This window comes from Haloterrigena sp. H1 (assembly GCF_005938085.1).
Lineage (GTDB): Archaea > Halobacteriota > Halobacteria > Halobacteriales > Natrialbaceae > Natrinema.
This window is the reverse complement of record NZ_SMZK01000002.1, coordinates 452872-465901: the sequence shown is the minus strand read 5'-3', so window position 1 is coordinate 465901 and position 13030 is coordinate 452872. Positions and strand designations below refer to the sequence as shown.

The 13030-nt window shown below is 55.2% G+C and carries 8 protein-coding genes, 1 tRNA gene and 2 pseudogenes; 8 read left to right on the top strand and 3 right to left on the bottom strand.

The annotated features are described in order from the left end of the window. Positions 1 to 2: 2 nt before the first annotated feature. Together E2L06_RS17580 and E2L06_RS17575 are read right to left on the bottom strand one after the other, a co-directional pair. Complete coding sequence (locus E2L06_RS17580) at positions 3 to 968, bottom strand: biotin-dependent carboxyltransferase family protein (RefSeq protein WP_138782919.1); 966 nt, start codon at positions 966 to 968, stop codon at positions 3 to 5. Then, positions 968 to 1870: an allophanate hydrolase subunit 1 gene (locus tag E2L06_RS17575; RefSeq protein WP_138782918.1), complete on the bottom strand. Its 903-nt coding sequence runs from the start codon at positions 1868 to 1870 to the stop codon at positions 968 to 970. The genes E2L06_RS17580 and E2L06_RS17575 overlap by 1 nt, the downstream gene beginning before the upstream one ends. A gap of 186 nt (positions 1871 to 2056) precedes the next feature. Between E2L06_RS17575 and E2L06_RS17570 the strand changes: the two genes are divergently transcribed. From E2L06_RS17570 to E2L06_RS17550, 3 genes are all read left to right on the top strand, one after another. After that, the gene (locus tag E2L06_RS17570) at positions 2057 to 2302 is read left to right on the top strand and encodes an acetyl-CoA carboxylase (RefSeq protein ID WP_138782917.1); all 246 of its coding nucleotides are present in this window, start codon (positions 2057 to 2059) and stop codon (positions 2300 to 2302) included. A 385-nt stretch (positions 2303 to 2687) separates the two neighbouring features. Further along, positions 2688 to 3419 (top strand): 3'-5' exonuclease, encoded by a 732-nt coding sequence (locus E2L06_RS17555; protein WP_138782916.1) that lies wholly within the window; start codon positions 2688 to 2690, stop codon positions 3417 to 3419. Between the two features lie 161 nt (positions 3420 to 3580). Further along, positions 3581 to 4738, top strand: coding sequence for a Fic family protein (locus E2L06_RS17550; protein ID WP_138782915.1), 1158 nt, complete (start codon positions 3581 to 3583; stop codon positions 4736 to 4738). A gap of 50 nt (positions 4739 to 4788) precedes the next feature. On the opposite strand, the gene E2L06_RS17545 is transcribed toward E2L06_RS17550, so the two are convergent. Then, a tRNA-Met gene (locus tag E2L06_RS17545) sits at positions 4789 to 4863 on the bottom strand. 284 nt (positions 4864 to 5147) lie between these two features. Here E2L06_RS17545 and E2L06_RS17540 point away from each other — a divergent pair. The 5 genes and pseudogenes from E2L06_RS17540 to E2L06_RS17520 all read left to right on the top strand — a co-directional run. Then, positions 5148 to 5603, top strand: a pseudogene (locus tag E2L06_RS17540) (hypothetical protein); the annotation flags it as partial. Between the two features lie 46 nt (positions 5604 to 5649). Continuing rightward, positions 5650 to 6650 (top strand): IS630 family transposase gene (locus tag E2L06_RS17535; RefSeq protein ID WP_138782914.1). Its coding sequence is split into 2 segments (ribosomal slippage): positions 5650 to 6142 and positions 6142 to 6650, totalling 1002 coding nucleotides; the frame shifts between segments, so codons are not numbered across the junction. A 10-nt stretch (positions 6651 to 6660) separates the two neighbouring features. Then, a pseudogene (locus E2L06_RS17530) lies at positions 6661 to 7239 on the top strand (hypothetical protein); the annotation flags it as partial. Between the two features lie 132 nt (positions 7240 to 7371). Continuing rightward, positions 7372 to 9999 carry a PD-(D/E)XK nuclease family protein gene (locus tag E2L06_RS17525; protein ID WP_138782913.1) on the top strand — a complete coding sequence of 876 codons (2628 nt, stop codon included), beginning with the start codon at positions 7372 to 7374 and terminating at the stop codon, positions 9997 to 9999. Beyond that, positions 9996 to 12833, top strand: a complete 2838-nt coding sequence (locus tag E2L06_RS17520) for an exodeoxyribonuclease V subunit beta (RefSeq protein WP_138782912.1) — start codon at positions 9996 to 9998, stop codon at positions 12831 to 12833. The genes E2L06_RS17525 and E2L06_RS17520 overlap by 4 nt, the downstream gene beginning before the upstream one ends. The last annotated feature ends 197 nt before the right edge of the window (positions 12834 to 13030 follow it).

The window sequence follows — 13030 nt, the reverse complement described above, 5'->3', positions numbered from 1 at the left end:
CGCTACAACGACTCCTGGATGTTCTCGAGAAGATCGTCTCGTTCCTGACGAATCTCGAGCGCTTCTTCGACGTCGACGGCGTTGAAACCGACGGTACTGTGGGTTCGACACTGGGCGAGCGCATCGCGCTCGGGACTCACGACGGTCCCAACGGTCACGTATCCGCCACCCGTAACGGCGTCTCGCATTAGAATAATCGGTTGACCGGCCATCTGGATGGAGCCGACTGGATAGCCGAGGTCAACGACGTTGGTGACGTCCGTTCCGGCACCGAAGGGCTGCTCGCGTTCTTCGAACATGTCGGTGATATCCGGACCCTCGAACCGGTAGCCGACCCGGTCGGCCTCGTCGGAAACTTTCCAGTCGGCGTCGAGGAACCGCTGTCGGCCCTCGTCGGTGAGCCGATAGTCACAGAGCCCCATCACGACATTGATCTCGGTCTGAGAGTAATCCGGTCGGTCCGTCTCGTCGATCGAAGTACCGAGTAGTTCGTCGGTGTCTGCTGACGACTCACCGATCGAGAGCTCGTCGCCTTCTTCGAGCGACCGGCCCTCGTGGCCGCCGATTCCGATCAGCGTGTACGTCGCACGGCTTCCCATCACCGGCTCGGTATCGATACCACCGGCGACTGCGAGATACGCGCGTGCGCCTTCCGTTGCGAACTCGAAGTTGAGGGTGTCGCCGGCCTCGGCCTGGACGGCAGTCCACGTCGGGATCGGTTCGTCCTCGAGGGAGGGATCCATATCTGCACCGGTAACGGCGAAGACGGTGTCCTCCTCGAACTCGATGTCCGGTCCGATATAGGTCATCTCGAGGGTTGCATCTGATTCGTCGTTCCCGACGAGCCAGTTGCCGACTTTGTGGGCGAACTGATCCATCGCACCGGAGGGCGGCATTCCGATGTGATAGTGTCCGTAACGGCCGGTATCCTGAACGGTCGTGACGAGTCCACCGTCGAGAATACGCATCAGTCGAGCACCTCCAGAAGCTGCTCGTTATATCCGTGTGGATCGTCGAAGAACGCCTGTATTTCGAACTCGACCCGATCGTAGTTGTACTGGTAGGTCCCGTCTTCGATCTCCGATCGGATTTCGTCGTACTCATCGCGATCGATCTGCCGGAAGTTGAGGATGTCTCCTGGGTTCGGAAGCACCATCGAATCCTCGAACGCCGACAGTTCCTGATCGACGTCTAGCACCTCAACGGGAGTTCGACCGTAGAGCTGATAGCCGCCGGCCCCAGGGACGGGATAGATCGCAGTGAACGCGCCACCGAATCCGATCGCACGGCTCGGTGTCGCCGTCCGCGGCTGCTCGTACTTCGGCACCTCAATCTGCTCGTCGTGTGGAACCATCTGGAAGCAAAAGGGAAGCCCGGGGACGAAGCCGATCATCGTCACCATGTGCGGTGCGCCGGAGTGGTGGTCGATGAATGCCTCGACGGAATCGAAGCCGTTGAGCGCTGCCGAGTACTCGAGATCCGTCGCGTCCGGGTCCTGATGGCGTTCCCGGAAGTCCATCAGTGTCTCGTGAGTCCATGGATCGTCGTAGAAGACGGGAATATCAAACACCCGTGCCTCCCACTGGTACTCCGAGACGTCGATCTCCTCTTCGAGTGATTTTAGCTCATCGATCAGTTCGTCCGGATGAAGCACGTTCGGATCGAACTGGATCAGATAGGAAGCGTTCGACGGTGCAACCTCAATGAGTCCCTTGAGACTGTTCTGACGAATCTCCTGTGTGATCGCCTGTGCTTTGAAGTTCGCATCGAAACTCATCGCTTCGGCGAGTTCGACGAACACCCAGTCGTCCCCCCCGTACTCATATCGTGGAGACGGAAGCTCCTGTCTGGTTATCGTTTTCTCACTCATTCTACTGTGTGAGAGAACGGTTATCATTGTATAGATACCGACTAGATTGGAACGGTGAATACATGCGTGAAAATACACTATTTCGTAAACAGGCCTAATCGTACGGGTTTACACTCATGTGGTCAGGGTGTAGCTTTGTCAAGTACTATATATCTGGGGAGCATATTTAAGCGTAAGATTCCATAAATGACGACAGAACATATCGAATCGCCGATGCCCGGCGTCTTCTACACGCGACCAGATCCGGACGAAGCAACGTTCGTTGACGAAGGCGACGAGGTCGCCGAGGGAGACGTCGTCGGATTGGTCGGTGTCATGAAGAACTTCCACGATATCACGGCCCCTGCGGACGGAACGATCACCGAGGTCATCGCGGAAAACGAAGCGGAAGTCGACGCTGGTGACGAACTTCTCGTTCTCGAGACCAACTGACGCCGTCTCGATCGTCGATCGAGCTCGGGCACTGTTGTCATCGTATTTTCAGTCGCCTGTGCATTCTCGCGTTGCATCCGGTCGATACTCCATCGACACGACATCACCGTCCTTGAGCATCACCGATAGCACACCTCTGTATGTTTGGACGCGCTCTGGGAGTCGCTCAGCAGGGGCATCCACTTACTTGATTACCAGCCAACCGAAACGCTCCTCGAAATCATGTGCCGGCGAAACGTCGGCCTCCGAAGCCTGCTATATGCGCTCTCGGCTGAATCGATATTGATCGAAGAAACCGGCCGCCAGCAGCTTGACCAACCACTTGCCACGACTCGTCTATCGTGTAATCATATACTTGATATACTATCAGGATAATTGATGTGTAATGTCTACCGGCACGCGTGGTCGGCTTGCATTCGATATCGAGACGATCAATGCTGATCGGCCTGCCAACAAAGAGTTCGACGCCCAGAACTCCGAGCATGTCGAGTTCTTCTGTGTCTGCGTTGCCCACCAAACAGAGCCAGGGACATCTCCAAGCTACGAGATCATTTTCCGCGACGGGAAAAGCCCTCACGCCGAACTCGAGGTGATCGAGCGAACGCTCGACTACCTCGAGGCCAAGCCACCTGAGTCGGTGCTCACGTACAACGGCGACGAGTTCGACCTGCCTCACCTAGAGGGGCGAGCGCGAATCGCTGCAGAGACGATCGAAAATCGATTCGACGTGGCACAACGGGCGGAGGAGTTCGTCGACCGCGTGGAGAGCATCGACCTCATGCCTGAAGCCTGTGAGGTCTGTGGTGACGAGTATACATCGTTCGAAGAAGCCTGCGAAGCCTTCGATGTTGACGTGATGCGAACACCGCTCGACGAGTACAGCTTTGATATCGATGTTGTTGCCCACCGGCCGACATCGAAAGGGATTGATCCGTACATGATGGGCTGTGATATTCCGGTGCTTGGCGAGCGGTATCTCAACCTTCTCAGCGTTGGCGCAACAGACCACCCAGCATTTCAGGAACTCCACGAAGCTATCAAACACTATGCAACGACCGATGTTGGGCCGTTGTTCGAACTCGATGATCGGCGACCGTTCAATGAGAAGGTTGTCTGATCTCTAGAACAGCCAAGAACTCCGACCGAGATCGTGTGTGGACGGAGGCCGTGTTCTCCAAAACTCCCGGCCGTATTTTGAGCAAACCCGTCTCAGACGCCAGTAATCAAACTAGTTTAAGAGCGATATGATTAACAGGCCGGAGTTCGTGGTATAGTCAAATGCAGACTCGAGACTTACCGGAAGAGGCACCCGGGCACTATCGCGAGTCTCATCCACATCCATATTACATTCCGGACAAACTCCCCCTCTCGACACGGATCGGTGTCGACGACGAACTCACGGAGCTTATCGCCGATGCGTCCTTTCAGCTCGGCCGAATCGACGGTATCAGTCCAACCGTCGATTTCTCACCGGTTCTCTACACGTCCCTCGTCCGACTCGAGGCCGTCGAGACCGCCGAAATAGAAGGGGCCGACGTCGACGTGGACGAGGTATATGCCCACCACACGCGGACCAGCGGAGACGAGACCGTCGATGTGAGTCGGGACTTGCAGGAGGTCCTGAATGCCGAACGCGCCCTTCAAAAGGGATTCAACGCGATCAAACAGGGTGAGCCGATAACGCTCGAACTCCTCCAGTCGCTCCACGAGTTGCTCCTCGAAAACGTTCGAAACGAAGGTGAGGTCGTAGGCGAATGGCGGACGACTGATGTCCACCTTCCTTCTCCGTACGCCAGTCAACCTCCGTTCGTTCCCCCGCCGCACCAATCGGTTCCCGAGCTTATGGACTCTCTGGAGGCGTATATCCAGATGGGCGGCCAGTATCACCCACTCGTCGATCTCGCGATTACGCATTATCAATTCGAGACGGTTCATCCCTGTGAGGACGGGAATGGCCGGCTTGGCCGCATTCTCATCGTATTACAGCTCTGCGCTGAAGGATATCTGAGCGAGCCGTATCTTTATCCGAGTGCCTACTTCAATCGCAACAAGCAGGAATACGTCGAGAAGATGCGCGCTGTGAGCGAAACCGGGGACTGGCGCGACTGGATCACGTTCTTCATCGAAGGAATCGAGGTACAGGCGCGGGACTCGTACGAGCGGACACAGAAGCTGATGGAACTTCGGCGCGACTACGAACAACGGTATCCACACCAGAAAACGAGTCATCGCCTTGCGCGGGGCGTCTTCGATATGCCGTACTTCACTGCCAACGATGTCCAGGACGAGTTCGATGTCAGTCGACAAACCGCGTATAATGCCATCGAGGAGTTAGTATCCGACGATGTTCTCGTTGAGACGACTGGCAACCAGCGGAATCAAGAGTACAAAGCGATCGATATTTTCGACATCCTCGAGCGAAGGCCGGATCACTAGCTCGTAGCTAGTGGTTTATCTGTAGTGAGAGTTTGCTCAACGTCAGGAAATAGCGGGAAGTAGATTTGAACTACTGATCTGCGGGTTATGAGCCCGCCGGAATCTCCTGGCTATCCCATCCCGCTATCTCTCTGTCTCTGCTGACCAGGATTAAGAATTGCTATCTGGTTGCTGTCTATGAAATATTTGGACCATCAACAGAATTATATGACTATGTTCAATTTTAACATTTGCCACTATCTGTGAAACGCGCTTTTAGCGGTGGCGGCGAGGGTGCCAGGCCCCCACCCTCAAGGAGCATCGGAGAGAGCGAGTAGGGCGGGGTAGTTTACATGATGTCCGAGTTGAAATCTGTCTTGGTACTAACCAATACACAAAATACATTACAGTGACAAATAATTTGAGTGTAATGTATCTCTATACGCCGGACGAAATCGATAGAGAGCGCGCCCATCACCAAGCAGTCATTCAGGGTGCAAACAATTTGGACGTCAAACGAATCGGCAATCTTGGCGAGCTTGCATTTGAACAATTCTGCCGAGAATATCTCCCTGTCGAGATGTGGGAGTGGGAAAACGAGGAGGCGATTCGACGTTGCAACTCTGAGAGTTTCTCTGGACACGACTTCGAGGTCTTCGGGTACGAGATCGATGTGAAAACCTCGAGGGACGTCTCTGCGTTTCGGCCGGCAAACCTCCTTGAGAACGACCCAGACGACGACATCATCGTGATGGTCTGGCACCGTGACAACGAAGATGCGCTCATCCTTCTCGGCTGGGAGCGAACTGAGACGCTCAAGTCGAAAGTCCAGACGCAAGAGGCGTATTCTGGTGAAGAACCAGAGAAACTCGCGCATCTCGCTGCTATAGTATCCGTTAGAACTTTCTACTCAGACAGTGTTGCTAAACACAGTGGATCATCTCGACGAGATCTCTGTCGAGGAATTGCAAGATGCCCTTGACAACGTGGAGGGGAAAAAGCCGATAGAACGGCTCTTAGCAGCAATAGCATACAAGAACGGCGTCACGCAGACTGAACTAGCCGAGTGGTACGACGTTCAGCGACGGACAATCTATAGCTGGCTCACGCGACTCGACACCGACGAGTCGCTTGAGCAAGCCGTTACTGATGCTCATCGCTCTGGGAGAAAACGGAAGCTCTCAGAAAAAGAGCAAAAAGAATTCGAAGAAGCTGTCCACGAATCACCAGAGAATGTTGGGGTTGATGCGCCGGCGTGGACGCCGGCGCTCGTCCAGCAGTATCTTGACGAGACGTACGATGTCGAGTACTCAATCCCGAGCTGTCGGCGGTTGCTCAAAGAAGCGGGATTGAGCTATCAAAAGCCTCGCCGTACAGCCGCTGAGTCTGATGCTGATGAGCAAGAAACGTTCCGTGAGGAGCTCAAAAAAAGCGGCGGGAAATGGACGCCACAGTAGTCTGCATCGATCAAACCAAGAAATCCGTCCAAGTCGAGCCGCGTGCCGCGTGGTTTCCCCGCGGTACGCGGCCGTCCGTCGAGTTATCTGGACAACGTGACTGGACGTGTCTGCTAGGCGCGATCACCGAGGACGGTGATCGCTTTTTCTCTCGATTTGAAGAGTATGTTACCGCCGATCATGCAAAACATTTCATTCTCGCATTATGCAAAGAGTTCGAAGATGATCTAATTATTGTCCTGGATGGAGCACCATATTTTCGGGCGTCGGCCGTCACGGACCTAGCGGCCCGTGACGACCTCGCCTTCGTGACGTTGCCGGCGTACTCACCAGAGCTAAATCCTGTCGAAGAGTGCTGGAGACAACTACAAGCGGCACTCAGCAACCGTTTCTTTGGCTCACTCGACGATCTCACAACAGCAATTGACACTGCTATTGATCGAATTTCTGTACCAAATATGAGTAATTACTTCTAATGGTTACTATAGACCGATGAACGAGTTGCAGGATCTGGGGCCGAACACGGCGCACATGAATCAGAAGCCACAGAATCCGTTCAAACCCGGCGATCGGGTAGTCAAAGCGGAAGATAGCGATGCATCAGTTGCGGTAGTCGTCGAGGTTCTCCCACCAGAACAAGACGTCAATCTCTACGGGCAGACAATGGACGGTGAAGCTGTCTGCGTTGCGTTCCCGAATATGCTCGACGACGGTCCTGGAAATTGGCGTGAAATCCATCCAGCGAAGCTCGCGTCCTACTGTGACGACCAAGATATCAAACTCTACACGTACAAGCACACGAATCTCGAGTACGCGGAAAACCCATTCACTCCGGGCGACTACGTCATCAAACCGGATTACGACGATCCGGATCTCGCAGTTGTTCTCGAGGTCACAGACGACGAGGACCGAGATATCACCGTTTCGTTCCGCAAGCATCTCGAGAAGGAATTCGGTGAGCAGACAGACATTCCGCCAGCAGACCTCAGTTCACGCTGTGACGAGGCTGGTGTCAAATCCTACGCCTATAAACACGACGAGCTCAGCTTCGAACATCAGTACTGATCCATTGTACCACTGGTCATCCAGCAGTGCGTATCAGTGCACTCATGATCGTCTACAGGCCAATATATGCCCCCATATCGCTAGATTATCACGATATACAGACTTATTGTCGTATGCTAGAATCTGTACCTCGTGTCAATCAAGCGGTCGAAACCGATCGATCGGCTATACGAGGAGGTAGCCGAGTACGATCTCGTCATTGTCCCTGACGCCCCGTTAGCGAGTGCGCTCAACCGACGCCTCGAGCACCCTCACTTCGGCCCGTTCGCGATCACGCCACGCCGACTCGCTGCGAGACGTCGAGAAACTGCAGAAGACCGGTTAGCCTTCCTTGAGGTGATCAGCCAAACCGATTTCAGCTGGAAGCAGGCGTCCTATGCGATCGGGAACATACTCCAGTGCTGGGAGTATCAGGGCAGCCCCGATGCAATTCTCGAGTACGATGCGTTCGATACACCGGCAACACGAACTGTCATCGACTGCATCGGATCACTCGAAACGACGTCGCGAACGCTCACTGAATACCAAATTGACCGCGAGGAGTACGACTCAGTCGCCGTCATCGGCGAACAACAACTGACGAATCTCGAGCGATCGATCCTCCCTACGGAATACGACGCCATCGACCGCTTCTGCGACGATGCATTCGAATTACCGCCGGTCCGAATCTTTGAGTCGCCGACAGCGATCGTCGATGCCGTCCTCGATACGGTCACCCCAGAGAACGCCGACGATATTGCAGTCGTACTCGATGCGAGTAGTGAGTATTCACCACTCATCGAGTCCGCGTTCGAAGCTACAGCGATCCCATATTACGGTGGTCCATCGTTCACCGACGATCAGGATCATCGAGCCGTCATCCAGCTTCTTCGGAGCACGATTGCAGGATCCGACACCCGTCTCAAGAGCGTGAAACCGCTCCTAACCCGTCTCGGGATGACCATCGACATCGATCACGACGAAAAACGGCTCTTCGAGGTCGACGATCCCGAACTCGAATGGCTTCGAGACTTCTGTGATCGAGCAGCAGAACTCACGATCGGCGACGCGCTAACCGCCTACGAAAACCGCGCCAAGTGTACGCTCGAGACGTTTCGCGAGGAACTCGACCATCTCGGACTCCTCACCGAACCGATCACCGAAGATACCATTGATCGACTCACCTTCTATCTCGAGACCTACGACGTCCCGATCGACCGAGAAAACGAGGGCGTCCTGCTGGCTGATGCGAAATCAGCGTCGTTTGTTGATCGGCCAGTCGTCTTCTACCTGGGCCTTGACGAAAGCTGGACGCACACGTCGCCAGAGCGACCATGGGTCGATCACGACGAGGAATTCGAGCGGAATCTCGATCAGTTTCAGTCGCTGCTCCAGAGTGGTGTCGACCAGTACTATCTCGTCCAGGACACCGCTGGTGGGACCCCCGTAACGCCGTGTCTGTACTTCGAAGACCTCCTCGACACCGAGTTCGAACGGCTCAGTGATTTCGACTCAATTCGCTACTCACGCACGTTTCGGTCGACGGGCGCAGGCTTCGACAAAGAGCCCGTCGACGTCGAGGCCGAGTCAGAGACAGCACTCAGCCAATCGAGTCTCAATTCGTACGCGAACTGCCCTCGAGACTACTTGTTTGGACGGCTTGTCGACAACCCAGACAAGGACTACTTTATCGAGGGGAACCTCTTCCATGACTTTGCAGAGTTTGTCGTCAACAATCCCGAGTTCGTCGATGACGCTATCATCGAGGAGGTCGTCGACATCATGATCGAGGAAACACGAGCGTTTCACCGTGACGTCGATCTGGCCACTCGACGAACGAAGTACCGTGTCGGCCTCGAGACGATCGTCGATTACCTCGAGACGAACGCACCGTCGGATACTGACTTCCTCACGCCCACGAGCAGCAGTGACAATTTCTTCGCGACATACTTCGACCGGCCGGTCGACTCCCCAGCGACCGAACGATGGTTCGAGGACGACGACCGTGGGATCAAAGGAAAGATCGACCTCGTACGGTCGCCGACACAGCTGGTCGACTTCAAAAGTGGCAGCAAGAAATCACCGTCGCAGGTAATCAAACGCGCAGCAATTGATCCACCGAGCGATCGCCCGAACTTCCAGGCGTTGCTCTACCTCACCTACTACCGGAGCCAGCGGCCGAATGAGCAGCTCGAGTTCACCTTCTTCCACTTCCTCGAGACGCTCGATGACCTCGTCACAGGCGAAGGGACTCTCGACGACTGCTTGACGACAGTCACGTACCGTCCAATCCCGTTCGACGAATTCGTTCAGTCGCGAGCCGTCTTTGACGAGCTCCGCGAAGAGGCACCGAACGATTGCAACAAGACGTTCTCGAAGACAAGTTACGAGGAATATCAGGCAGCGTTCGACGCACACCAGCCTCCCAGAACGCGGGATGCAGATGAGATGGCCGAGTCGCCGTTCGGGAACGCACTTCTCGAGCGGATGATCGAAGCCGTCGGCGATTACAAGTACGTCACAAAGGGCTGTATGCAGGCATTCAGGCACCTGTGTGGCTATCGCAAAGAGGGATACTTCGTCGAGGATCTCGACGAATTCGAGCGGTTCATCGACGAGCAACTCGCGGAACTCAACCGATATCGCCGTGGGGATTCTCGTTTCCCCGTCGAGGGACGAGCAGGTGAGCCGAACTACCGATACGTGGACAACCGAGATATGATTCTGACGACAGAACGTGCAACCGATGAAACGGCCGACGAGACGGAGGTAATCCGATGACGACACCGAATCCGAAGCAGCGTGAACTCATCGAGAGCACAGAGGGGCTGTATCTCGTTGATGCCGGCGCTGGAACCGGTAAGACGTTCACAGTCACTCGTCGCTACGCGAATATCGTCTCCCAGGACGACGTAGAACCAGATGATGTCCTGTTGATTACCTTCACCCGCAACGCAGCGACGGAGATGAAAGACCGCATCGTCGCCAACTGCGACTACGATATGCGGGCGCTGAAGGACGCACCGATCCAGACCTTCCACAGTCTCTGTAACGATATCCTCGAGCAACACGGCTTCCATGCGCCCACGCATCTAGGGATCGATGATGCGATCACTGGCTCAACGCAGGTCCTCGAGAACGAGACGATCGAGCGTGAGTACTTCGGGGAGTTTATCGACCAGTTCAGCGACGACCATTCGGAATACGACGACCTGTTCCGGAGTCTCTCGGAGCCGACAGAGCTGCTGGATCTCACCAACAATCTCGCAGCCAAAGGCGTCTTCCCGACTACCGACGGCTGGTATCGTGACAGCAAGAGCCATCTCGAGGGCGATTTCGACGCGTTCAAACCTGTATTCGACGAGCTGAATCAACCTCGGAATGGGGGCAGCAAACAGTCAAAACTGCGCTCGAAACTCGGTCGATACGGCAAGAACAAGTGTTATCTTCCGGACGCTCCCGATCGGTCAGAATTGCGTGGCCCACGTGGGACGAAGGCGGTTCCCGACGAGGTTGCCGAACGCGCCTTCGATGAAGACCGCGAACACCTCATCGAATTCGTCCACGATATCTACATCGAGTACCTCAAGTTCGCACTCCGGCGCAACTACCTGAACTTCTCGTTCCTCCAGCTCTTCGCGTTCGTCCTCCTCTGTGAGGACGACGACCTCCGTGAGTCATTAGAGTTCGAGTACGTGATGATTGACGAGTTCCAGGACTCGAGTGAGATCCAGTTCAAACTCTCGCTGCTACTCGCTGGAACGGACAATATCTGCGTCGTTGGCGACTGGAAGCAGAGTATCTACTCGTTCCAGTATGCCGCGATCGAGAACATCACCGAATTCGACTCCCGTCTCGAGCGATTCGTGACCGACCTGAATGATGACTCGGAGCGCATTTCGTTTCCGATCGAGCCGATAACCAATATCGAACTCGAAGAAAACTACCGGTCGACCCAGGAGATTCTCGATTTCTCGGAACACGCGCTTGTAACCCCAGCCAGTAGCCGCGAGTCAATCGATCGAGAAGCGATCCGAGAACAGGTTGTCTCACTGTCGTCGAACACCGAGCACGAACACTCACAGATCGAAGCCATCCAGCACGATGATGAACACGAGGCGATCCTAACGAAGGTTCAGGAGATCGTCGGCAACGACACATACGCAGTTGAGGACGATGGTGAGCTTCGCACTCCTGAGTACGGCGACATCGCAGTGTTGACTCGCACACGTGACTTTGGTCGAGATCTGCTCTCCGTCGCCGAAGAGTACGACCTTCCAATGGCGTACGAGGGTGGCATCGAACTCTTCCGAACTGATCAGGCCAAACTCCTGCTTGCCTGGTTGCGTATCCTCGAGACCAACGCGGACAGGGGTTGGGCAGTCGTCCTCGAGCGTGCTGGCTACACGCTTGACGAGATCGACCATATCCTCGAGCACGAGGGCTACCCAGAGAATATGGCAGCGTTCCGTACAGATCTCGCAGCACTCGAGACCACGAACGCCATTGCACGACGGGTATTCGATCGCTACGGATACGACGGGTCGACAGCGGACGTCATCCTCACCACGGTTCAGTCGGTTCACAGCGCGACGACGATGACGCTCGGCGATCTGATTCGTTTCATCGAACGGGGAATCGAGTCGGGGCACACCGAGGAGGTACACGCTGCAGCAGGGACCAACGCGATCACCGTCCAGACGATTCACTCGGTCAAGGGACTTGAGCATCCGATTGTAATCCTCGGAAATATGAACAGCGGGAAGTTCCCGCCTGCTGGTGGACGAAATGGAACGATCACGTACACCGAGCACACCGGACTCCGCCAGCGCAAGTGCTATGCAAAGGCCCACGGCGACCCCCACATCTACGACAACTGGCGGACCGACGTCTTGAGTCGGTGTCAGCCAACGGAAGCCGACGAAGAACGGAGGTTGCTCTACGTCGCAATGACGCGGGCGAAAGACCACCTGCTGTTTTCGGCTGGTGATGATCTGAATACGTTCCTCGAGGAGTTGCCTGTCGACATCGACCCACTCGAGCCAGCAGTTGACACAGAACGTGTCGAAGACACTGTCCAGTCACAATTGACCGTGTCGATCTCACAGCCGAACGGTCCCGATGGATACTCGCCTCACTCGCTAATGGGCGACGAGGTCTACAAGGACGTGGGTCAGGGAAGAGGGAAGGAGTTTGGCTCGTCGGTTCACGAGTTCGCAGAACAGTACGCTCTCAGAGACGACGTTGATCCTCGAAACGAGGATGAACAGAATATCAAGGAGCTTCTTGATTCGCTCGAGGGAACTCCCAGGGTCGAAGAACAGGTGTATCTGCCTCTCGAGATCGATGGTGATCAGGTGACGATCTCTGGGGTTGTCGACCTCGTCCATGTGACATCCGACCGAGCAGAGATCATCGATTACAAGACAGATCAGGGGCGTCACGCAGAGTCGGAATATCGAACGCAGCTCAGCGTGTACTATCACGCACTCGATGCATGGTTCGAGAGTCGAGACGTGAGTGCCTCAATCTATTATTCGGCGATAGACAGCCGGGTCGAGATCGAACCGCTCTCGAAGGAAGATCTCGCAGACCTTCTCGAAATTCGAGAGTAGCGACGAGAGAACGCCTCGAAAGTGGGATCTGATCGGTCGTGACAAGCCAGTTTTTCTGCGCCCGAGCGGCTTGAGGCACACTCGTAGGCCTCGAGGCCACGAATGAGGACAGACGAACCACCCCAGATCGACCCGTATCGAGATCGACCAGCAGAACAGCCTAAGCTGAAATTGGCTATTTCAAAATCGGTAACTGG